Raw genomic sequence first — 19,586 nt, forward strand, 5'->3', positions numbered from 1 at the left:
GGCCCTGTACCCCAAGGCTCACATTCAAGGACCGGTCATGACCCAACCCCTGCTGGCGATCCCCATGGCACTGGCGCTCACCCTGCTCCCCGCCCACGCCATGGCGGCCTGCGGCTCGACCACGCCCGCGAGCAGCCCGAGCGAGATCGTCCAGGCGCAGGTGGATGCCTACAACGCGCACGATGTGGAGGCCTTCGCCGCCTGCTACGCGGACGATGCCAGCATGACCGGCCTCTCCGGCAAGCGCCCGCCGGTCAAGGGCAAGGCCGCGATCAAGCAGGCTTATGCCGGCTTGATTGCCAGGCAGACCCAGGCGTTCCACGTTGAAATCCTCGATCGCACCGCGAGTGGCCCGATCGTGGTCGACCTGGAACGCCTGCACGGTCTTCCGCCCGGCAGGCAACTCCCCGACAGTTTCGCGATCTACGAAGTACGCGATGGCAAGATCGCCGCGGTGTGGTTCCCGCCGGCGAAGTGAATACCCGGTAACGCCGGGAGAGTTGAACTTACGCCCCCTGCGGTACGGTCACCGCCCCGCGCCGCAGCCAGAACGCCACGGCCACGACCACCATTACCAGTGGCAGCACGAATCCGAACTCGTCGATCGCGTATGGCGTGATGGCGCCACGCGCTGTGGTGATCGGGGTGAAAAAGGCCTGGATGAACAGGTTATGGCTTGCGTGCATCACCGCCGCGGTCCACAGGCTGCCCGAGCGCAACCGCAGCCAGGTCATGACCACGCTGCTGGAAAGCACCAGCACCACGAAGCACGGCATGGCGAACCACCAGGGCGTGCCGGCGTTGTAGTCGGCGAACAACAGGATCGGCAGGTGCCACGCCGCCCAGATCGCGCCCGTGACCAGCGCGCCGCCGGTGAAGCCCAGTCGCGCCACCAGCGCGGGCGCCAGGAAGCCGCGCCAGCCGATCTCCTCGCCCAGCGCGGTGGTCAGGCTGCGCGCCATCCCCACCGAGGCAAGTAGCACGAAGTACATCGTCGTGTTGAGCCAGGCCGGCGCATCACCCCAGCCGAGCGCCTTGCCGATGGCTTCCTCGAACTGCGTATTGCCGAAGCCGCCCAGACCCGTACTCCAGACGATCGCATACGCCACCGCGGCATAGCCCAGCGGCACCAGATACGCCACCCACTGCCAGCGCCAGGCCCCCCAGCGCCAGCCCAGCCTGCCCGGTCCCTCGCCGCGCAGGCGACAGGTCAGCAGTGCGGCGATGCCGGGGCACCACATCAGCCCGGTCACGTACATGCCTCTCGCCCCGCCAAGGTGGCCGGTGGCGATCACCAGTGCGTAGAACACGCTGCTCAGTCCGAACGCCAGCAACAGGAACAACCCGATGCCCGAGGATTTGCGTGTGTCGGCCATGGTCCCCTCCGCCCTGGTGGAAGGTCCATCCATAAGGCAGCCGCCGGACACGTGCAAGCCTGCCGGCGGCTTCATGAACAATGAGATCGCCAAGCCGTGCACCAAGGCAAACTTGCCGGGCCGCGACGCTGCGAAGCGGCCCGCACGCCGGGGACGGAATGCGGCGGCGAGGGTCTACCGCTTTCCCTGGCCGCGGGCCAGCGCTGCTGCAGGACTCTGGCCGCATGCAGCAACCTGATGACGTCGCGTGCCGCGACCGGAAAAAAAACTGTGCAAAAGGTCGGGGGTGCGCGACCGGGCAGTCACCTAGCCATCCAGCTCCACGATCCGCGGCATCACCTCGCGCCCATCGATGACCAGCTCGCCGACGCCGATCGGCAACTTGAACCTTCGCCGCCCGGCGCTGCCCGGGTTGACGTAGAGCACGCCCTCGCGCTCCTCCACCAGCGGTCTGTGCGAATGTCCCGAGACCACCACGTTCACGCCGGCCGCGGCCGGATCGATCGCCATCTCCTTGAGGTTGTGCAACACGTACAGCTGCACGTGGTCCAGTTCCAGTTGCGCCGTTTCAGGAAGGCCGGTCAACACCGCCTGGTGATCGTTGTTGCCGCGCACCGCGGTGACCGGTGCCAAGGTCGCCAGCGCTTCGAGGACCGCGACGTCACCAATGTCACCGGCGTGGATGATGCGTGCGCAGCCGCGCAGGAAATCCAGGGCAGCCGGCCGCAGCAGGCCATGGGTATCGGAGATCAGACCAACGCGAAGCATCGTGTTCGGCACCTCACGGATGGGCGGCCGCACGCCGACCGGCGAATGCAGGCCTGCACGGTAGCGCACCCGACGCGACCGTGCCGTCATGGCACTCCCGGCGGGAATGGAAGGCCAATCCGTCTTTTCGCGTCCGAATCTGTCCGCCGGATCTGTCCGGACATGGCGGCCGAGCGTCCGCGGACAGCCGTCCAAACCGGACCCGACCGGGGTGAAGCCGCATGGTATGGGGCTTTTAAACGTTGGCACGCGTTGTGCCATCCAATCCGCGAAAGCTTCCTTCAACCCCGCGGAGAACCACCATGAAACTCGAAACCGTCCTGCTGCACAGTCTCTTCGCCGCCTGCATGCTGCTTTGCCTCGCGGTGATGAGCGCCATGCTGATCCTGCCGACCCCCACGGCCGTGGCTGCCAGCCAGGCGCAAGCCGTCGCCAGCGCAAACACGGAAGGTTGAGTCGCTTCCACGCTTGCAACGAGCTTCCCCGTTCGATGGCGAACGGCGCAACCTATACTTGCGCCATGGCTTCGCCCCTGCAGCTGCTGCACCGTGCCACGCACGAACCGATCCGCCGCTGGGTACTGGGCGCCTTCCCGCGCGATCCCGGCGGCACGCTGGATTACGACCAGCCACACGCTGACCCGGGGCTGTTCGGGCCCGACAGCGTGACCTGGCGCATCCACGCCGACTTCCCCGGCATGCTCGCCGGCGGCCTGGCCGCGCTGATGATGCAAACGCTGCACCCGCTGGCCCTGGCCGGCGTCTGGGACCACTCCAACTTCCGCGGCGACCTGGTCGGCCGGCTGCGCCGCACCACCACCTTCGTCGGCGCCACCACCTACGCTCCGCGTGCAGCCGCCGAGGGCCTGATCGAACGCGTGCGCCGGATCCACGCGCATGTGCATGGCATGGGCGAAGACGGAACGCCCTACAGCGCGGACGACCCGGCGCTGCTGACCTGGGTGCACGTCACCGAGGCGCACAGCTTCCTTGCCGGCTACCGCCGCTTCGCCCACCGCGACGTGCCCCGCGCCATCGCCGACCGCTACTACGACGAAGTGCGCCGCATCGCAGAGGCGCTCGGCGCACGCGACGTGCCGGCCTCGGAAGCGGACGTGGCCGATTATTTCGCCCGCGTCCAGCCGCAACTGGCCTACACCGACCGCTCGCGCGAAGTGCTGCGCATCCTCGCCGGCGTGCGCCTGCCCGTCCCGCTCGCCGGCCTCTCCCGCGACGTCTTCCTCAACGCCGGCATCGCGTTGCTGCCGGGATGGGCGAGCGACCTGCTGCGTCAAACGCCGCGGCAACGCCAACAGGCGCGCCTGGCTGCGCGCGTGCTGTGGTCGATGGCACCGGCGTTCCGTGCGGCGCTGACCGATGGCGTGGTCAGCCGCGCGGGCCGGCGGGTCGGCATGGCGCCAGAGGCGATGCGACGCTGGCCAAGCGAGACGACACTCTGATCGCGAACCCCGGACTCATGTCGGCTCGGATACTCGGCGCGGTCCATTTGATGGCAGCCATTGCGCCCCGGTAGGATCGGTTGTTCGTCTTTCCACCTTCGACGCTGGGCACGTTTGGTCTTGGCCCACGCCTGGCCGGCGGAGGCAACGCCCGCATCTTCCATCACGCCGGAGCGAATGACAGCTACAAGGCCTACATCGAGGGACGCCTGGACAGCGGCGACGGCTTGGTCGTCATCACCAACGGCAGGAACGGCGACGTGCTGGGAGATGAAATCCGCAACGCCGTGTCCGATGCGCTCGGATGGACTGGCGACTGGTCGGTCAAAACCAGCGCGGTCGCAGCCGTGGAACTGTTTCGACCGGTTCGCCGGCAATTACAGCCGGCGAACCGACCAAAGTCCGCAGCTGTTGGGAATCCTCGATGCCGATCTGGAGATCCAGCACCTATCCGTGAAAGCAACGCCCCGCGGGCTGGAGTTGCACGCGAACGGAAAGCACAATTCGCTGGAACCCGTAAGCAGCAATCGATTCGTGGTACCTGACGCGTACGTTCCCGGCCGGGACTCTTCAGGTCGCATTCGATCGCGGAGCTACGTGCGAGGTAAACAGCCTGAGGATCATCGCAGGCAGCGGTGTTGCGATGTTCGACAAGCAGCGCACGCGCGACTGAAAAACGGTTGGCCAGCGCGGCGGTGAGGACGGGAAAAAGGCCGCCGGATCGCGATCTTTTTCCCGATTCACGGCGTGCGAGGCTAGCCCAGCAACACCCGATTCATGCGTTGCACGAAGGCGGCCGGGTCCGGCAGTTGTGCGCCGGCGGCGATTTCGGCCTGATCCAGCAGAAGCATCGCCACGTCCTTCGCCTTGCCCTCGTCGGCTTCCGTTTCCACGCGCTGCACCAGCGGGTGTTGCGGGTTGACCTCGAGCGTGGGCTTGGACTCGGGCATGTCGTGGCCGGCCTCGCGCAGCAGCCGGGCCAGGTGCGGGGCCATCTCGTAGTCGGAGAGGGCCAGGCAGGAGGGACTGTCAGTGAGGCGGGCGGAGACCTTGACGTCGCCGACGCGGTCGCCGAGCAGGTCCTTGAGCTTCTTGAGCAGGGGTTCGGCGGCCTTGGTGGCTTCTTCCTGTTTCTGCTTGTCGGCTTCGTCGAGCGGGACGTCGCCCTTGGCGACGCTCTTCAGCGGCTTGCCGTCGTACTCGTTAAGGCTGCCGAGCATCCATTCGTCGATGCGGTCGGACATCAGCAGAACTTCGAGGTCCTTGGCCTTGAACGCTTCCAGCTGCGGGCTGCCGGCGGCGGCTTTGTGGCTGTCCGCGGTGATGTACCAGATCGCGTCCTGGCCGGCTTTCATGCGGCCGATGTAGTCGTCGAAGCCAGTCATCTGGCCGGCGTCCTCGCCCCTGGTGGAGGCGAAGCGAAGCAGCTTGGCGATACGCTCGCGGTTGTTGGCGTCTTCGCTGATGCCTTCCTTGAGCGTGTTGCCGAAGGCCTTGTAGAAGGTGGCGAACTTCTCCGGTTCGTCGCGGGCCAGCTTCTCGATCAGGTCGAGCACGCGCTTGACGCAGGCGGCCTTGATCCGCTCGAGCTGGCGGTTGTGCTGCAGGATCTCGCGGCTGACGTTGAGTGGCAGGTCGTCGGCATCGACCACGCCGCGCACGAAGCGCAGGTAGTTGGGCAGCAGTTCCTCGGCCGCGTCCATGATGAAGACGCGCTTGATGTAGAGCTTCAGGCCCTTGCGCTCGTCGCGGCCGCCCATCATCAGGTCGAACGGCGGCTGCGAGGGGAGATAGAGCAGCGTGGTGAAGCTCTGGCTGCCTTCGACTCGATTGTGCGTCCAGGCCAGCGCGTCGTTGAAGTCATGGCCGAGGGATTTGTAGAAGCTCTGGTAGTCCTCGTCGCTGATCTCGCTCTTCGGCTTGGTCCACAGGGCGCCGGCGTCGTTGACGGTTTCCCACCCGTCGGTGGGCTTGCCCTCGGCTTCCTTGGGCATGCGGATCGGGAAGGCAACGTGGTCGGAGTACTTGCGGATCAGCGAAGCCAGTTGCCAGCGCTTGAGGAACTCGTCCTCGTCGGCTTTCAGGTGCAGGATCACGGTGGTGCCGCGCCCGCCGAGTTCGACCTGCTCGAGCGAGTACTCGCCCTTGCCGTCGCTTTCCCACTTGACGCCCTCTTCCCCCGCCGCGCCGGCGCGGCGGGTGAGCACGGTGACCTTGTCGGCCACCACGAAGGCAGAGTAGAAGCCCACGCCGAACTGGCCGATCAGGCGCGCGTCGGCCTTCTGCTCGCCGCTCATCGCTTCGAGGAAGCGCTTGGTGCCGGAGCTGGCGATGGTGCCGATGTTCGCCACCACCTCGTCGCGGTTCATGCCAATGCCGTTGTCACGCACGGTGACGGTGCGGGCCTGCTCGTCCCAGCTCACGTCGATGTGCAGCTCGCCTTCGCCGGCCAGCAGCTCGGGGTGGGCGATCGACTCGAAGCGCAGCTTGTCGCAGGCGTCGGAGGCATTGGAAACGAGCTCGCGCAGGAAGATTTCCTTGTGCGAGTAGAGCGAGTGGGTGACCAGGTTCAGGACCTGGGCGACTTCGGCTTCGAATTTGCGGGTTTCGGTGGATGCGGTCATTGCAGTGCTGCTTCCAGTAGGTCGTGTGTCGAATCCCTCTCCCGCCGGGAGAGGGTGCCCGAAGGGCGGGTGAGGGTCCGGGCGGAGCGCGACGTCCGGCACGCCCGAACCCTCTCCCCAACCCCTCTCCCGACGGGAGAGGGGCTAAAGATCAGGCGCGTGCCGCCTGCAGCGCGGCGATGCGCTCGTCCAGCGGCGGATGGCTCATGAACAGGCGCTGCAGGCCGGCGGCCATGTGGCCGGAGATGCCGAAGGCGGCCATCGTCTTGGGCAGCGTGGTTTCGCCATGGTCGCCCTTGAGCCGCTGCAGGGCGGAGATCATCGCGCCGCGGCCGGCGAACTTCGCACCCGCGCGGTCGGCGCGGAATTCGCGCCAGCGCGAGAAGGCGGCCACGATCATCGAGGCGAACAGGCCGAACACCACCTGCAGCACCATCACCGTGACGAAGTAGCCGATGCCGATGCCGCCACGGTTGTCGCGGCCGCCGGAGAGCCAGCTGTCCACCACGCTGCCGACCACGCGCGCGGCCAGGATCACCAGCGTGTTGAGCACGCCCTGGATCAACGTCAGGGTCACCATGTCGCCGTTGGCGATGTGGCCTACCTCGTGGCCGAGCACGGCCGAAACCTGCTCGCGGTCCATCTGTTGCAACAGGCCCGAGCTGACCGCCACCAGCGAGCTGTTTTTGGTCATGCCGGTGGCGAAGGCGTTCATCTCCGGACCGTCGTAGATCGCCACCTCGGGCATGCCGATGCCGGCGTTCTGGGCGTGGCGGCGCACGGTATCGACCAGCCAGCGCTCGGCTTCGGTGCCCGGCTGCTCGATCACGCGGGCGCCGGTGGAGTATTTGGCGATGGTCTTGGACATCGCCAGCGAAATGAACGCGCCGCCCATGCCGAACACGGCGGCGAACACCAGCATGCCGGTCATGCCGCCGTAGCCACGGGCGGCGGCCCACTGGTCGATGCCGAACAGCCGGCAGACGATGCTCAGCAGGAGGAGGACGGCAATGTTGGTGGCAAGGAAAAGGACGATTCGACGCACGGCTGTCTCGTATGGCAGTCATGAAGGGAAAAAGCGGCTCACGCCGCAGCCTCAGACTCGGGGCGGCACGCAATAGTTTCAAGAGGCGTGCCGATGGCCGGCCGGCGGCCCGTCGCTGTTGCGCACAGGTGAACCTGCGCCGCGTCGTCCTAGAATTGCCGACATGACCTACCGCGGCCGCTTCGCCCCCTCCCCCACCGGTCTGCTGCACTTCGGCTCGCTGGTGGCCGCGGTGGGCAGCTGGCTGTGCGCGCGCCATGCCGGCGGGCAGTGGTTGCTGCGGGTGGATGACATCGACCCGCCGCGCGAGGTACCGGGTTCGGCCGGGGCGATCCTTGCGGCATTGCCGGCGTTCGGGCTGGTGGCCGATGCGCCCGCCCTGTTCCAGTCCCAGCGGCAGGCGGCCTACGATGCCGCGTTCGAGCGACTGCGTGCGGCGGATCGGGTGTTCCCCTGCTGGTGCAGCCGCGCGCAACTGGTCGAGGCCGGCGGCATCCACCGCCAGGGGCACTGCATCACGCCGCCGGACCCGGCGCGGCCGCCGGCCTGGCGCCTGCGCGTGCCGGACGTCACCGTCGCCTTCGACGACGCCCTGCAGGGGCCGCAGCGACAGGACCTGGCCGAGGCGGGCGATTTCGTGGTCCGCCGCGTCGAGGGGCTCTATGCCTACCACCTCGCCTGCGTGGTCGACGATGCCTTCCAGGGCATCACCGAGGTCGTGCGCGGAAACGACCTGCTCGACGCCACCCCGCGGCAGATCTGGCTGCAGCGCTGCCTGGGCCTGTCCACGCCGGCATACCGCCACCTCCCGCTGGCGCTGGATGGGCACGGCCGCAAATTGTCCAAGTCCGGACAGGCCCATCCGGTGGATCCGGCCGACCCGATGACTGCGCTGCGCCGGGCGCTGGCGTTCCTGGACGTCCAGACGTCCGCGGTGGCGGACTCCCCGGCAGCACTGCTGGATGCCGCGCTCGAACGCTTCGACCCGGCTCGCCTCCCGCACCTGGCTGCCCGGACGCTCTAGGAACGCCCGCGGAGACCACGCCGCCGCCCCACGGCGACACGTACTCCACGCGTACATGCCGGTCGCGCTCGAACGCCCTGCTGCACGGCAGCAACCGTCACGAAGTTGGGGTATACATGGCAGGCGCGCCAGCATCGGCGCGATCCTCATCGGGAACCCGGCAATGAACCCACGCACCGCACTGGTCACCGGCGGCACGGGCGGCATCGGCAGCGCGATCGTCCGCAACCTGGCGCGCCAGGGACACAAGGTCGCCACCAACTACCGCGACGCGACCAAGGCCGAGGCCTGGCGGGCCTCGATGGCGGCCGAGGGCATCGAGGTATGCATGGTACCGGGCGACGTGGCCGACCCGGTTTCCGCCGAGGCGATGGTGCGGGCGGTGGAGCAGCAGTGCGGCACGGTGGAAATCCTTGTCAACAACGCCGGCATCACCCGCGACACCACCTTCCACAAGATGGATTACCAGCAGTGGACCGAGGTGGTGAACACCAATCTGAACGCCTGCTTCAACGTCACCCGCCCGGTGATCGAAGGCATGCGCACGCGCCGCTGGGGCCGCATCGTGCAGATCAGCTCGATCAACGGCCAGAAGGGCCAGTATGGCCAGGCCAACTACGCCGCGGCCAAGGCGGGCATGCACGGTTTCACCATTTCGCTGGCGCAGGAGAACGCGAAGTTCGGCGTCACCGTGAACACCGTCTCGCCCGGTTACGTGGCCACCGACATGGTGATGGCGGTGCCCGAGGAGGTGCGCGAGAAGATCGTGGCGCAGATCCCGATCGGGCGGCTGGGCAAGCCGGAGGAGATCGCGCATGCCGTGGCGTTCCTGACCGCCGACGAGGCGAGCTGGATCACCGGCGCGAACCTGGCGATCAACGGTGGGCATTACATGGGGTGGTAGCGCATCGGAATCCTGCTTTCGAGCAGGTTCCCACGAACCCCGACCCCTCACCTCGATCCTCTCCCCGGCGGGAAGAGGAAGACAAGCGGCCGATCGGCTGCATCACTTCTCCAGCAGCTTTTCCATCACCTTGCCCACCGCCGCGAACGCAAACGCGCCGGTGATGTGCGTGGCCGCGCCCAGTCCGCCGCCGCAGGCGAGGTTGAGCGAGTCGCCGTCGGGCGGGCGCAACCCGCACACGCTGCCGTCCGGCTGCGGGTACTGCACGTTCTGCAGCGAATAGACGGCCGACACGCCGAAATAGCGATCCGGGTTACGCGGAAAGTTGAAGTCCTGCCGGAGCTTCTTGCGGATCAGGCTGAACATCGCGTCGTGCTCGGTCCGCGAAAGGTCGCGCACGCGGACCTGCGTGGGGTCGGTGCGCCCACCGGCCGAACCCACGGTGACCATCGGCAGCTTGCGCCGGCGGCACCAGGCGATCGCCTCGAGCTTGACGCGAAACGCATCGCAAGCGTCCAGCACCACGTCGTAACCGCGGTCGAGCAGTTCGTCCAGCGTTTGGGGGGTGAGGAAGCGCTCGATCGCCTCCAGCCGGATGCGCGGGTTGATCGCGTGCGCGCGCTCGGCCATCACGCCGACCTTGGGCTTGCCCCAGTGGCCGTCCAGCGCATGTAACTGCCGGTTGGTATTGGATACGCACACTTCGTCCGCGTCGATCAGGGTCAGCCGGCCCACCCCGCTGCGCGCCAGCGCCTCGACCGCCCACGAACCGACCCCGCCGATGCCGATCACGCAGACGTGGCCATGCATCAACCGTTCGATGGTGCCGCGTCCGTACAGGCGCTCGACGCCCTCGAAGCGCTCGACCGGATAGTGCGGGCCGCTCATGCGGCCTGCCCGTTGACGGGATGAATGCTGCCTGCCATCGCGTGCCGAATCCTACGCGGAAAAGACCATTTTACGGCTACGAAAGCCGCGAGCGCTTCGGTATTCTGGCCTTCACTCTCCAGCAAGGGCGGTTTCCCATGAATGCACGCTCCGCACTCCTGATTCTGCTCGGCCTGGTCATCGGCATCCTCGGCACCGTGTTCGCAATGAAGGCGCTGGGCAACCGCAACCCGATGCCACACGCGGTGATGACCGTGATGGGTCACCACATGGGCGCGCTGGGCCAGGCGGTCAAGAGCGGGCAATGCGACGCCGCGCAGATCAACGATCACCTGCTGCGCCTGCAGTCGACCTCCGGGGACATCGCCGCGGCCTTCCCCAGCGCGGAGCAGGATTTCCTCGATCACGCCGGCCGTTTGCGCAACGCCCTGCAGGACGCCGTGCAGGCGCACCCGACCGATTGCGCCGCGCTGGCCAAGGTGACCAAGCCGGTGGGCGATTCCTGCAAGTCCTGTCACCAGCAATACCGCTGAGGCGCTACCCCAGCGGCCGGATGCCATGCTGACCTCAGGGACGAACCACGCGCCACGCAGCCGCCGATCGCGGATGGTACAGTGGCGCCGGCGGCTGGACAGCGCCATGTTCACCCGCGCCCGCTACTCGCAACCGATGATGCCGGTGATGTGCCTGCTCGGCGGATTGTTCATGCCGCTGTACTGGTACCTCTGGACCTACGCGCTGCCGCAGCCGTACAGCAACCTGGCGCTGCACGTAGCCGGCTGCGTGGTGCTGCTGCCGCTGGCGCTGCAGCGCTGGTGGCCGCGTCCCTGCAAGCCGTGGCTGCCGCTGTACTGGTACGCGGCCACCACCTTCGCGCTGCCGTTCTTCTTCGGCTACCTGATGCTGCGCAACGGCGCGACCATCGCCTGGATGGGCGCGCACCTGTTCTCGATCTTCATCACCATGATGCTGTTCGACCTGGCCAGCTTCGCGCTGATCTGCAGCCTGGGCAGCGGTCTGGCCGCGCTGGCCTTCCAGTTCGGGCCGCACGAGGCCTGGCCGTGGCAGGCCTTGCTGCAATACGCGCCGGTGCTGGCGCTGGCGCTGGTCCTGGGCCCGCTGGCCAGCCTGTCGCAGAAATTCGCCGACCAGGCCAAGGTCAAGGCGCTGATCGGCGCTTCCAACAACATCGCGCACGAGCTGCGCACGCCGCTGGGCTCGGTGCAACTGGCCGGGCGCGCGATCGGCCGCTACTTGCCCAACCTGCTGGAGAGCCACCGCCTGGCCGAACGCTCGGGGCTGCCGGTGGCGGCCCTGCGCGGTCCGCACCTGCAGGCGCTGCAGCGGGGAATCACCGTGATCGAGCATGAGGTCAGCCACGCGCACACGGTGATCGACATGCTGCTCATGGCCGCCAAGCCGATGGGCACGCTGCAACTGGAGCCGCTGCATGCGCGCGCCTGCGTGGCGCAGGCGCTGGCGCGCTATCCGTATGCCTCGCGCGCCGAACGCGAGCGCGTCCAGCTGTTGTGCGACCCCGTCGACTTCGTGGTGCGAGGATCGGAAACGCTGCTCACCCACGTGCTGTTCAACCTCTTGCGCAACGCGCTGTTCCACACCGGACGCGCCGGCAAGGGCATCATCCAGGTGAGCCTGCACAGCGACGCCGGCGGACACTGCATCCGCGTGCACGACACCGGCCCCGGCATTCCACCGGACGTGCTGCCGCGCATCTTCAATCGCTTCTACTCCCACAGCGAGGGCCGCGACGGCACCGGTTTGGGCATCGGCCTGGCCTTCTCGCAAAGCGCGATCGAGCGCATGGGCGGCCGGATCAGCTGCCGCTCGCAATGGGGCCAGTACACCGAGTTCCAGGTATCGTTTCCGCCACACGTGCCATCAGGACAGGGACTTTCGGCATGAGCATCGACTTCCACGGCGACATCCTGCCGTTCCATTTCCCCACCACCACGCTGCTGGTGGACGACCACGAGAAATACCTCGACAGCATGCCCCTGCTGCTCGATCCGACGCTGCGGCTGCGCAGCTACAGCTCGCCGCGCCAGGCGCTGGCCGAGCTGGGCAGCCACGGCATCCGCGCGGTGCCGGGCGGTGGCTGGATGTACCACTGGAAGGACCGTTCCTCGCAGACGCGCGAACTGGTCGCGCTGGACATCGACTCGATCCATCGGGTGATGTTCGACCCGGAACGCTTCGCCGAAGTGTCCGTGGTGGTGGTCGACCTGACCATGCCGGAAATGGACGGCATCGCCTTCTGCCGCGAGCTGGCCAACCCGCACATCGGCAAGATCCTGCTGACCGGCACCGCCGACGACTGCACCGCGATCGAGGCCTTCAACGCGGGCGTGATCGACCGCTTCATCCGCAAGAGCGATCCGCAGGCAGTGGACAAGCTGCAACAGGGCATCCGCGCGCTGCAGCGCCGCTACTTCGAGCGCGTCGGCGGGTTCGTCGCCGAGGCGCTGGCGCTGGGCAACGTGCGGTTCCTGCGCGACAAGGCGTTCCAGCAGGCATTCCGCGAGCTGGTCGGCGACTTTCCCGCGGTGGAATGCTACCTGCACGTCAATCCCACCGGCCTGCTGTTGCTGGACGAGCGCGGCCGCGGCCGCTTCGTGCTGGTGCAGACCGACGAAGACCTGCGCGCGCACTACGAGATCGCCAGCGACCTGGACGCGCCGCCGGCGCTGTTGGCCGCGCTGCGCAACGGCGACCGGCTGCCCTGGTTCGGCGAGGGCGATGGCTACTACCGCGAAGGCATCGACCAGCCGGAGGCCCTGTTGCACCCGGCCGTCACGGTACGCGGCGAGCAGTGGTACCACCTGGCGTTGATCGAGGACGTTACGCGCTTCCAGCTCGGCAAGCTGCGCAGCTACCACGACTGGCTGGGCGAACAGGACCAGGCGCTGGGTGCCTGATCGCGCGCCGTCGTAGGGTGGGTTTCAGCCCACCATCGACATCGAGGCCGGTGGGCTGAAGTCCACCCTGCGCCGCCGACCGGCGGCAACCGCTACATCCGCTGCCGCCCACGCAGGATCTGCCAGTACATCACCCAGTCGCCGGCAAGGCTGTAGAGCGGATGGCGAAAAGTGGCCGGGCGGTTCTTCTCGAACATGAGGTGGCCGACCCAGGCGAAGCCGTAGCCGGCCACCGGCGCCAGCCACAGCCATCGCGCGTCACGCGTGGCGATAGCTACCAGCACGATCAGCAGCACCAGGGTGCTGCCCGCGAAATGCAGCCGGCGGCAGACCGGATCGCGGTGTTCGCCGAGGTAATACGGATAGAACTCGCGGAAGCTGGCGAAACGGGACATGGCGGCTGGCCATCGAATGGTACGGCCAGCGTGCACCGGTGCAGACGCCCGGTAAAGCCCCTCGCCTCGCAAGAGGTCGGGTTCGCGAGTACCCGGAGACTGCGCTCGGCCCGATCCGCGTCCGCTTGGCGAATGGTCATTGGCCTGGCGACGGCTGGTGCCGTTCAGTGCTCGGGCAACGGGATGAATTCCTGGTCGTCGCCGGGCACCACTCCGAACCGTCCGGCCGTCCAATCCGCCTTGGCCTGCTCGATCCGTTCGCGCGAGCCGGCCACGAAGTTCCACCACAGGTGTCGCTCGCCATCCAGCGGTGCACCGCCGAACAGCATCACGCGGCTCGCGCCGCGCGCGCGCAAGGGCGCGGCCTTGCCACCGGCCTGCACGGCCATGTGGTCGGCGGTGATCGCCAGCTCGCCCCAGGCCAGCTCGCCATCGACCACGTACACCCCTCGCTCCGGATGCCCCGTCGGCCATTCCAGCGTGGCGCCATCGGCCAGGTGCGCCTCGATCAGAAACATCGGCGCGAACACCTTCACCGGCGAACGCTCGCCGTAGGCGGTGCCGGCGATCAGCAGCAGCTCGGCGCCATCGCGGTCGATCCGCGGCAGCTCGTCCGCGCTATGGTGGTGGAACTCCGGCGCGACCTCCGCGTCCTCGCGCGGCAGCGCCACCCACAGCTGGATGCCGTGCAGTCGCTGGCCACCGCGACGTTCGTCCGGCGGCGTGCGTTCGGAATGCACGATGCCACGGCCGGAAGTCATCCAGTTGACCTCGCCGGGGCGGATGTCGGCCAGGCTGCCGAGGCTGTCGCGATGGCGAATGCTGCCTTCGAACAGCCAGGTGATGGTGGCCAGGCCGATGTGCGGATGCGGCCGCACGTCCATGCCCTTGCCGGGCGCGAAATCGGCCGGACCCATGTGGTCGAAGAACACGAACGGGCCCACGTGCCGCGCCAGCAGCGCAGGCAGCAGGCGGCGCACGGTGAATCCATCGCCCAGATCATGCCGGCGGCCTTCGATCAATCGTGGCGTTTGATCCATACTGCTCTCCTTCCGTGCGCTACCAGGCGCGCTGGTACTGTACCGGCGCGGGCAACGATTGGCCCAGTTCCTGTGCGGCCCGGCGCGGGAAGTACGGATCGCGCAGGCTCTCGCGGGCGATCAGCACCAGGTCCGCTTCGCCGTTGTCCACGATCGCGGCGGCCTGCTCCGACTCGGTGATCAGCCCCACCGCGCCGGTGGCGATGCCGGCCTCGCGGCGGATGCACGCGGCGAACGGCACCTGGTAGCCCGGGGCGATCGGGATCTTCACGTGCGACACCACGCCGCCGCTGGAAACATCGATCAGATCCACGCCCAACGGCTCGACCTCGCGCGCCAACCGCACGCTTTGCTCGATGGTCCAGCCGTCCTTACCGTCTTTCTCCCCGGCCCAGTCGGTCGCGGAAATGCGCAACCAGAGCGGCAGTGTGTCCGGCCACACCTCGCGCACCGCCGCCAACACCTCGCGCAGCAACCGCGTACGATTCTCGAAGCTGCCGCCGTAGGCATCGGTGCGATGGTTGCTGAGCGGCGACAGGAACTGGTGCAGCAGGTAGCCGTGCGCCGCATGCACCTCGACCAGTTGGAAGCCGGCGGCGAGCGCGCGCTTCGCGGCCTCGCGAAAGTCGTCCACCACCTTGCGCAGGCCTGCCTCGTCCAATGCCTGCGGGATGTGCCAACCCTGGTCGAACGCGATCGCCGAAGGCGCCACCGTGGTCCACTCGCCATGCCCGGCCGGCAGCGGACCGCCACCCTCCCACGGCCGCTGTGCGCTGGCCTTGCGGCCGGCATGCGCCAGCTGCACGCCGGCGATGGCCTGCTGGCCGCGAATGAAGGCGGTTATTGGCTGCCACGCGGCCACCTGCGCGTCATTCCATATCCCGGTGTCGCCGGGCGAGATGCGGCCCTCCGGCGAAATCGCGGTCGCTTCGGCGATCACCGCCGCCGCACCGCCCACCGCACGGCTGCCCAGGTGCACCAGGTGCCAGTCGTCCGGCACGCCGTCGTTTGCCGAGTACTGGCACATCGGCGCGACCACGATGCGGTTGCGCAGCGCCAGGCTGCGTTGCGCGAAGGGGGTGAACAGATCCATGCGGTGGCCTTGCGGATGACAAGCCCCCCACATGACGCCGTGCGGGTCGGGCTTCAAGAGGTAGCGCCATGTCGCCCCCTTTCAGGAACCTCGAAAAGTCGGGCGATCTTCCGTAGGAGCGCTCCTGCGCGCGCGACCGTGGACTGATGCCCCGGACGGTCACGCACAGCGGCGCCCCTACACGTGCGCGTCCAGCCAGGCCGCGATGCGGGCGGCCACGGGCTCGGGCGTCTTCATCCAGCTGAAATGATCGGCCGGACCACGCAGCTCGTCCGGGCCGAATACCTCGCGCGTGATGCGCGCGCGCGGCAGCTTGCCCAGCAGCCAGTCCAGCGACGCGGCCGGACCCAGCCAGTCGTCGCGCAGGCGCACGGCGAGCACCGGGCCGGCGAAGGCCGCCATGCCCGGTTCCAGGTCCCCCACGCCCGCGGCGGCGTAGCGACCAGTACGGCCGCTGCGCGCCCAGTCGTCGATCACCCCGCGCGCCTCGTTGCCGCCGAAACCGATGCGGCGCCCCGGGAAATGGCCGAACAGCCGCGCCAGCACCGGCGCGGCCACGTACGACGCACCAATCAGCCAGTCGTGGCGAAAACGCTTCCAGTACGGCGAGCCGCTGGCCACCAGCACCAGGCCGGCAGCTTCCGCGGGGCGCGCTCCCGCGTAGATCGTCGCCAGTTGTCCGCCGAGGCTGTGCCCACCCAGGTAGCCGGTCGCGCCGGGCCACGCGGCACGCGCGACGGCCAGTCCGCCGGGCAGGTCGTCCTGCAGCAGGCTGCGGTAGCCCCAGTCGTTATCCCGGCCCGCGCGCCGATCGCTGGAACCGATGCCGCGCCACTCGTGCAGCGCCACGGCCACTCCGCAGCACGCCAATGCATGGGCCAGCGGCAGGTAATGCTTCGCCGGCACGCCCATCGCAGGCAGCCAGTAGAGCCAGCCGCCCGACGTCGGCTCGCCGACCAGCAGCAGCTCGCTGGTCGCGCCATCGGCGGCGATCACGCGCTCGATGCGCACCACGTCGTTGGAGGCGGCTTCCATGGATCTCGCGTCCAAAAACCACAGGCTAGCGAAGCGGCGGCACGCGCACAAAAAAAGGCCGGCTTGCGCCGGCCTTTGGCAAACGTTCGTCCGACCCTCAAGCCGGAGCGACTTCGTCGGCCTGCAGGCCCTTCTGCCCCTGCACTACCTTGAAGCTCACCTTCTGCCCTTCTTTCAGGCTCTTGAAGCCCGTTCCGCTGATGGCGCGGAAATGCACGAAGACGTCGGGGCCGCTTTCACGGCTGATGAAGCCGAAGCCCTTCGCGTCGTTGAACCACTTGACGGTGCCAATCTCACGATCCGACATGACTCACTCCGTTCTGCACGATGCTGAGACAAGTCGACCTCCCCTTTGGCCGACGGCTTACTGGGCATGCAGGGAGCGGTGGAGCGAGGCGCGATTCGGTGAATCCCGCTTCGGGCACGCACGTGGACCGAGCAGACACAGTGGCCCAAGCATAACGGAAATTTCCTAAAAGCAAGCCCTGTCGCAAAACCGGACTCGCGGGCATAAAAAAAAGCCGGGCATCGCTGCCCGGCTCTTTATCGCTTGTGCGGTAAACCGCTCAGGCGGCCATGACCTCGTCGGCCTGCAGGCCCTTCTGGCCCTGCACGACCTTGAAGCTCACCTTCTGGCCTTCCTGAAGGCTCTTGAAGCCGGTGCCGCTGATGGCGCGGAAATGCACGAACACATCCGGGCCATTGTCACGGCTGATGAAGCCGAAACCCTTGGCATCGTTGAACCACTTGACGGTACCGATCTGACGATCAGACATGAAACACTCCACTAGGTTTTATCAAAAAGAGACTCGACCGCCGCAACACGCGGGGCCGACTTACTGGTGTGCAAGGAAAACCCTAGGGGTGAGTCGATGAAGCGCAGATCATGATCAGCGGCATCGGGCCACAAAACTCTGGTGACCCCGGCAAACACAGTGGGCGAATCATAGCCGGTCCCTGTCGCGTGCGCGACTGTCAAGCTGAACGGCGGCAACCGTCCCGATTTCAGGTTTTCTTCACGGTGCCGTTTGTCTAGTGTCGAGGTCGCCGTCATGCTGGCGGCATCCGTCGCCAGAGGAACGCCTGCCATGAAGCTCACCCTCCCGCGTCCGACGCTCGCCCTGCTCGGCGCCGCCGTGCTGCTCGCCGGTTGCGCCGGCCACCCGGCCCGTTCCCCGACCGAAGCCAGCCAGCCGCAGGCAACGCCCGCGAGCCAGCCGGCTTCGGGCACGCGGTCGAGCGAAAGCAGCGCCCCCCGCGCCAAGCGGCCCGCCCCGACCAGCACGCCAGAACAGTCCGGCCAGTTGCCCCAGAGCACCGGCATCCCCGCTTGCGACGCCTATCTGGCCAGCTATGTCGCCTGCCATCGTGCGGCGGCGATCTATCGTCCCGACGAGATCCAGGGGCGGTACGAAGCCATGCGCACCAGCCTGCTGCGCGACTCGCAGGATCCGGCGATCCGCCCGAACCTGGCCACCCGCTGCAATTCGCTGGCCAGCCAGTTGCGTCAGGCGCTGCACGGAAAATCCTGCGAAGGCGGCCCGGCCACGGCGGACAGCCAGGCCGGCGACTGAGGCCGCCGACCAAGGGCATCACAACTAGCGCGCGACGCCGGCGGCCTTCCAACGGGCGCGCAGCGCGCGTCCCAGCGCCACCGGCTCGCTCCGCTTCAGCCGCACCGCCGGGGTGCCGTGCCAGGCCGCGGCGCGCGCGATCGCCGCAGCGATGTCATCGACCAACCGCGGCGTGGCCTCCTGGCCCGGCTCCAGGAACAGCGCCTTGACCTCGAACACGCCCTCGGCGCGATGCGCCTTGGCGTCCAGCCGCCCCACCAGCGCGCCGCGATGCAGGATCGGCAGCACGTAGTAGCCGTAGCGGCGCCTGGGCGCTGGCGTGTAGCACTCGATCACGTACTCGAAATCGAACATCGCCTGCGCGCGGGCGCGATCCCACACCAGCGGGTCGAACGGCGAGAGCAGCGCCGTATGGGTGGCCCGCAACTGGCCGGCCCGAGCCTTGGCCAGCCATGGCGCATGCTCCCGATGGAGGTAGCCGGGCGCGTTCCAGCCGCGCACCGACACCGCCAGCAGGTCGCCCGAAGCCACTAGCGGCGCCAGTTCGGCGTCGTCGACCGCGGGCTTGAGACGGTAGTAATCGGCGATCCAGCGCGCCTGGGTGATACCCAGCGCGCGCACGCTGTCGAGAATGAAGCGCCGGCGCAATCCGGTCGGGTCCAGCGTGCTGGGCACGAACGGCGGATCGAGGCCGGCCAGGACGCGCCCCGCCAGGTCGTACACGCGCTGGAAGCGCTCGCGCCGCGGAATCATCAGTTCGCCCAGGGCAAACCACGCTTCCAGCCAGCGCTTTTCCGGCTTCCATTCCCACCAGCCGCTGGCGCCGCGATCGGCACGCGGAAAATCAGCCGCGCGCACTGGGCCTTGCGTGCGGATGCGCTCGAGCAGGCCGTCCATCTCCGCACGATGCTCGCGATGCATGCGCGCGGCATGGCGGTGTGCCCAGTGCGCTCCGCGCTCGCGCCAGGCGCGATGCAGCGGCAGGTCGGCCGCGGGAACGAAGCAGGCTTCGTGCGCCCAGCATTCGGCAATGCGCCCCTGGGCCAGCGCCTCGTCCAGCCAGTTGGATGGGTAGTCGCCCAGGCGCGCATGCAGCACCAGGTAGGGGCTGCGCGCGACCACGTGGATGGAATCGATCTGCAGCAGGCGCATGCGCTCGATCGTCGTCACCAGGTCGGCTGCCCGCGCACGACGGCCAAGCGGCTGCAGCAGGCCCTGCGCGGCCAGGTGCAGTCGGCGCGCCTGTGCCAGGCTCAACGGTGCCGGGCGAACGGGGGAAGCGAGTGGCGGGAATGCCTGGGACTTCACGGAACCCTTTTGTTCAGGATGAGGCCGCGTTTACAAACGGTTTGCTAGCGTGCCTGGAGCGCGGCAGCCCCATCGATTGCCTGTGCCCGCGCCCCGCATTCTGGCATGGAGTATCGA

General features: G+C 67.9%; 23 protein-coding genes. 10 read left to right on the forward strand and 13 right to left on the reverse strand.

Going from position 1 to position 19,586, the window contains the following annotated elements; genetic code table 11:
• The first annotated feature begins 37 nt into the window (after positions 1 to 37).
• Complete coding sequence (locus OSC30_RS07035) at positions 38 to 478, forward strand: nuclear transport factor 2 family protein (protein ID WP_267171136.1); 441 nt, start codon at positions 38 to 40, stop codon at positions 476 to 478.
• Positions 479 to 506: 28 nt separating this feature from the next.
• Here the strand turns inward: OSC30_RS07035 and OSC30_RS07040 are convergent, their stop codons facing one another.
• Both OSC30_RS07040 and OSC30_RS07045 read right to left on the reverse strand, forming a co-directional pair.
• On the reverse strand, positions 507 to 1,376 hold the full coding sequence (locus tag OSC30_RS07040) for a CPBP family intramembrane glutamic endopeptidase (RefSeq protein WP_267171137.1): 870 nt from the start codon (positions 1,374 to 1,376) through the stop codon (positions 507 to 509).
• 306 nt (positions 1,377 to 1,682) lie between these two features.
• On the reverse strand, positions 1,683 to 2,144 hold the full coding sequence (locus OSC30_RS07045) for a metallophosphoesterase family protein (protein WP_267171315.1): 462 nt from the start codon (positions 2,142 to 2,144) through the stop codon (positions 1,683 to 1,685).
• 302 nt (positions 2,145 to 2,446) lie between these two features.
• Between OSC30_RS07045 and OSC30_RS07050 the strand changes: the two genes are divergently transcribed.
• From OSC30_RS07050 to OSC30_RS07060, 3 genes are all read left to right on the forward strand, one after another.
• Positions 2,447 to 2,599 (forward strand): hypothetical protein, encoded by a 153-nt coding sequence (locus OSC30_RS07050; RefSeq protein ID WP_267171138.1) that lies wholly within the window; start codon positions 2,447 to 2,449, stop codon positions 2,597 to 2,599.
• A gap of 65 nt (positions 2,600 to 2,664) precedes the next feature.
• Complete coding sequence (locus tag OSC30_RS07055) at positions 2,665 to 3,603, forward strand: oxygenase MpaB family protein (protein ID WP_267171139.1); 939 nt, start codon at positions 2,665 to 2,667, stop codon at positions 3,601 to 3,603.
• 80 nt (positions 3,604 to 3,683) lie between these two features.
• The gene (locus OSC30_RS07060) at positions 3,684 to 4,148 is read left to right on the forward strand and encodes a hypothetical protein (RefSeq protein WP_267171140.1); all 465 of its coding nucleotides are present in this window, start codon (positions 3,684 to 3,686) and stop codon (positions 4,146 to 4,148) included.
• Positions 4,149 to 4,358: 210 nt separating this feature from the next.
• Here OSC30_RS07060 and htpG read toward each other — a convergent pair whose 3' ends face one another.
• Together htpG and htpX are read right to left on the reverse strand one after the other, a co-directional pair.
• Complete coding sequence (htpG, locus tag OSC30_RS07065) at positions 4,359 to 6,227, reverse strand: molecular chaperone HtpG (protein ID WP_267171141.1); 1,869 nt, start codon at positions 6,225 to 6,227, stop codon at positions 4,359 to 4,361.
• 151 nt (positions 6,228 to 6,378) lie between these two features.
• Positions 6,379 to 7,272 carry a protease HtpX gene (gene htpX, locus OSC30_RS07070; RefSeq protein ID WP_267171142.1) on the reverse strand — a complete coding sequence of 298 codons (894 nt, stop codon included), beginning with the start codon at positions 7,270 to 7,272 and terminating at the stop codon, positions 6,379 to 6,381.
• Between the two features lie 163 nt (positions 7,273 to 7,435).
• On the opposite strand from htpX, the gene gluQRS reads away from it, so the two are divergent.
• Together gluQRS and phbB are read left to right on the forward strand one after the other, a co-directional pair.
• Positions 7,436 to 8,296 (forward strand): tRNA glutamyl-Q(34) synthetase GluQRS, encoded by an 861-nt coding sequence (gene gluQRS, locus OSC30_RS07075; RefSeq protein ID WP_267171143.1) that lies wholly within the window; start codon positions 7,436 to 7,438, stop codon positions 8,294 to 8,296.
• A gap of 163 nt (positions 8,297 to 8,459) precedes the next feature.
• Positions 8,460 to 9,200 (forward strand): acetoacetyl-CoA reductase, encoded by a 741-nt coding sequence (gene phbB, locus OSC30_RS07080; protein WP_267171144.1) that lies wholly within the window; start codon positions 8,460 to 8,462, stop codon positions 9,198 to 9,200.
• 102 nt (positions 9,201 to 9,302) lie between these two features.
• Here phbB and OSC30_RS07085 read toward each other — a convergent pair whose 3' ends face one another.
• Entirely contained in the window at positions 9,303 to 10,088 is a 786-nt protein-coding gene (locus OSC30_RS07085; RefSeq protein WP_267171145.1) for a tRNA threonylcarbamoyladenosine dehydratase, read from the reverse strand.
• A 137-nt stretch (positions 10,089 to 10,225) separates the two neighbouring features.
• On the opposite strand from OSC30_RS07085, the gene OSC30_RS07090 reads away from it, so the two are divergent.
• The 3 genes from OSC30_RS07090 (at position 10,226) to OSC30_RS07100 (ending at position 13,024) form a co-directional block, all read left to right on the forward strand.
• Positions 10,226 to 10,621, forward strand: coding sequence for a cytochrome c (locus tag OSC30_RS07090; RefSeq protein WP_267171146.1), 396 nt, complete (start codon positions 10,226 to 10,228; stop codon positions 10,619 to 10,621).
• Between the two features lie 106 nt (positions 10,622 to 10,727).
• Positions 10,728 to 12,011, forward strand: a complete 1,284-nt coding sequence (locus tag OSC30_RS07095; RefSeq protein WP_267171147.1) for a sensor histidine kinase — start codon at positions 10,728 to 10,730, stop codon at positions 12,009 to 12,011.
• Positions 12,008 to 13,024, forward strand: a complete 1,017-nt coding sequence (locus tag OSC30_RS07100) for a response regulator (RefSeq protein ID WP_267171148.1) — start codon at positions 12,008 to 12,010, stop codon at positions 13,022 to 13,024. Before OSC30_RS07095 ends, OSC30_RS07100 begins: the two co-directional genes overlap by 4 nt.
• A gap of 92 nt (positions 13,025 to 13,116) precedes the next feature.
• Here the strand turns inward: OSC30_RS07100 and OSC30_RS07105 are convergent, their stop codons facing one another.
• From OSC30_RS07105 to OSC30_RS07135, 7 genes are all read right to left on the reverse strand, one after another.
• Positions 13,117 to 13,419, reverse strand: a complete 303-nt coding sequence (locus OSC30_RS07105; RefSeq protein WP_267171149.1) for an Mpo1-like protein — start codon at positions 13,417 to 13,419, stop codon at positions 13,117 to 13,119.
• Positions 13,420 to 13,583: 164 nt separating this feature from the next.
• On the reverse strand, positions 13,584 to 14,459 hold the full coding sequence (locus OSC30_RS07110; RefSeq protein WP_267171150.1) for a pirin family protein: 876 nt from the start codon (positions 14,457 to 14,459) through the stop codon (positions 13,584 to 13,586).
• A gap of 19 nt (positions 14,460 to 14,478) precedes the next feature.
• A complete protein-coding gene (locus OSC30_RS07115) occupies positions 14,479 to 15,552 on the reverse strand; it encodes an NADH:flavin oxidoreductase/NADH oxidase (protein WP_267171151.1) in 1,074 nt (357 codons plus the stop codon).
• A gap of 177 nt (positions 15,553 to 15,729) precedes the next feature.
• Positions 15,730 to 16,587 carry an alpha/beta hydrolase family protein gene (locus tag OSC30_RS07120; protein WP_267171152.1) on the reverse strand — a complete coding sequence of 286 codons (858 nt, stop codon included), beginning with the start codon at positions 16,585 to 16,587 and terminating at the stop codon, positions 15,730 to 15,732.
• A gap of 97 nt (positions 16,588 to 16,684) precedes the next feature.
• On the reverse strand, positions 16,685 to 16,894 hold the full coding sequence (locus OSC30_RS07125; RefSeq protein WP_091333775.1) for a cold-shock protein: 210 nt from the start codon (positions 16,892 to 16,894) through the stop codon (positions 16,685 to 16,687).
• A gap of 259 nt (positions 16,895 to 17,153) precedes the next feature.
• Positions 17,154 to 17,363, reverse strand: a complete 210-nt coding sequence (locus tag OSC30_RS07130; RefSeq protein ID WP_267171153.1) for a cold-shock protein — start codon at positions 17,361 to 17,363, stop codon at positions 17,154 to 17,156.
• Positions 17,364 to 17,374: 11 nt separating this feature from the next.
• Positions 17,375 to 17,677, reverse strand: a complete 303-nt coding sequence (locus OSC30_RS07135; RefSeq protein ID WP_267171154.1) for a hypothetical protein — start codon at positions 17,675 to 17,677, stop codon at positions 17,375 to 17,377.
• On the opposite strand from OSC30_RS07135, the gene OSC30_RS07140 reads away from it, so the two are divergent.
• On the forward strand, positions 17,676 to 18,161 hold the full coding sequence (locus tag OSC30_RS07140) for a hypothetical protein (protein ID WP_267171155.1): 486 nt from the start codon (positions 17,676 to 17,678) through the stop codon (positions 18,159 to 18,161). The genes OSC30_RS07135 and OSC30_RS07140 overlap by 2 nt on opposite strands.
• Before the next feature lie 24 nt (positions 18,162 to 18,185).
• Here the strand turns inward: OSC30_RS07140 and OSC30_RS07145 are convergent, their stop codons facing one another.
• Positions 18,186 to 19,469 carry a winged helix-turn-helix domain-containing protein gene (locus OSC30_RS07145; RefSeq protein ID WP_267171156.1) on the reverse strand — a complete coding sequence of 428 codons (1,284 nt, stop codon included), beginning with the start codon at positions 19,467 to 19,469 and terminating at the stop codon, positions 18,186 to 18,188.
• Positions 19,470 to 19,586: the final 117 nt, after the last annotated feature.

This window comes from Frateuria hangzhouensis, from assembly GCF_026410505.1.
In the GTDB taxonomy this organism is placed as follows: Bacteria; Pseudomonadota; Gammaproteobacteria; order Xanthomonadales; family Rhodanobacteraceae; genus Frateuria_A; species Frateuria_A hangzhouensis.

What these genes read in the sequence shown, in the direction of transcription:
- gluQRS (WP_267171143.1), top strand. Translation starts at nt 7,436, where the DNA reads ATGACCTACCGCGGCCGCTTCGCCCCCTCCCCCACCGGTCTGCTGCAC.
- OSC30_RS07105 (WP_267171149.1), bottom strand. Translation starts at nt 13,419, where the DNA reads ATGTCCCGTTTCGCCAGCTTCCGCGAGTTCTATCCGTATTACCTCGGC.
- OSC30_RS07100 (WP_267171148.1), top strand. Translation starts at nt 12,008, where the DNA reads ATGAGCATCGACTTCCACGGCGACATCCTGCCGTTCCATTTCCCCACC.
- OSC30_RS07140 (WP_267171155.1), top strand. Translation starts at nt 17,676, where the DNA reads ATGAAGCTCACCCTCCCGCGTCCGACGCTCGCCCTGCTCGGCGCCGCC.
- OSC30_RS07035 (WP_267171136.1), top strand. Translation starts at nt 38, where the DNA reads ATGACCCAACCCCTGCTGGCGATCCCCATGGCACTGGCGCTCACCCTG.
- OSC30_RS07055 (WP_267171139.1), top strand. Translation starts at nt 2,665, where the DNA reads ATGGCTTCGCCCCTGCAGCTGCTGCACCGTGCCACGCACGAACCGATC.
- OSC30_RS07040 (WP_267171137.1), bottom strand. Translation starts at nt 1,376, where the DNA reads ATGGCCGACACACGCAAATCCTCGGGCATCGGGTTGTTCCTGTTGCTG.
- OSC30_RS07095 (WP_267171147.1), top strand. Translation starts at nt 10,728, where the DNA reads ATGTTCACCCGCGCCCGCTACTCGCAACCGATGATGCCGGTGATGTGC.
- OSC30_RS07120 (WP_267171152.1), bottom strand. Translation starts at nt 16,587, where the DNA reads ATGGAAGCCGCCTCCAACGACGTGGTGCGCATCGAGCGCGTGATCGCC.
- OSC30_RS07085 (WP_267171145.1), bottom strand. Translation starts at nt 10,088, where the DNA reads ATGAGCGGCCCGCACTATCCGGTCGAGCGCTTCGAGGGCGTCGAGCGC.
- OSC30_RS07135 (WP_267171154.1), bottom strand. Translation starts at nt 17,677, where the DNA reads ATGGCAGGCGTTCCTCTGGCGACGGATGCCGCCAGCATGACGGCGACC.
- OSC30_RS07045 (WP_267171315.1), bottom strand. Translation starts at nt 2,144, where the DNA reads ATGCTTCGCGTTGGTCTGATCTCCGATACCCATGGCCTGCTGCGGCCG.
- OSC30_RS07130 (WP_267171153.1), bottom strand. Translation starts at nt 17,363, where the DNA reads ATGTCTGATCGTCAGATCGGTACCGTCAAGTGGTTCAACGATGCCAAG.
- htpG (WP_267171141.1), bottom strand. Translation starts at nt 6,227, where the DNA reads ATGACCGCATCCACCGAAACCCGCAAATTCGAAGCCGAAGTCGCCCAG.
- OSC30_RS07115 (WP_267171151.1), bottom strand. Translation starts at nt 15,552, where the DNA reads ATGGATCTGTTCACCCCCTTCGCGCAACGCAGCCTGGCGCTGCGCAAC.
- OSC30_RS07050 (WP_267171138.1), top strand. Translation starts at nt 2,447, where the DNA reads ATGAAACTCGAAACCGTCCTGCTGCACAGTCTCTTCGCCGCCTGCATG.
- OSC30_RS07125 (WP_091333775.1), bottom strand. Translation starts at nt 16,894, where the DNA reads ATGTCGGATCGTGAGATTGGCACCGTCAAGTGGTTCAACGACGCGAAG.
- phbB (WP_267171144.1), top strand. Translation starts at nt 8,460, where the DNA reads ATGAACCCACGCACCGCACTGGTCACCGGCGGCACGGGCGGCATCGGC.
- OSC30_RS07110 (WP_267171150.1), bottom strand. Translation starts at nt 14,459, where the DNA reads ATGGATCAAACGCCACGATTGATCGAAGGCCGCCGGCATGATCTGGGC.
- OSC30_RS07090 (WP_267171146.1), top strand. Translation starts at nt 10,226, where the DNA reads ATGAATGCACGCTCCGCACTCCTGATTCTGCTCGGCCTGGTCATCGGC.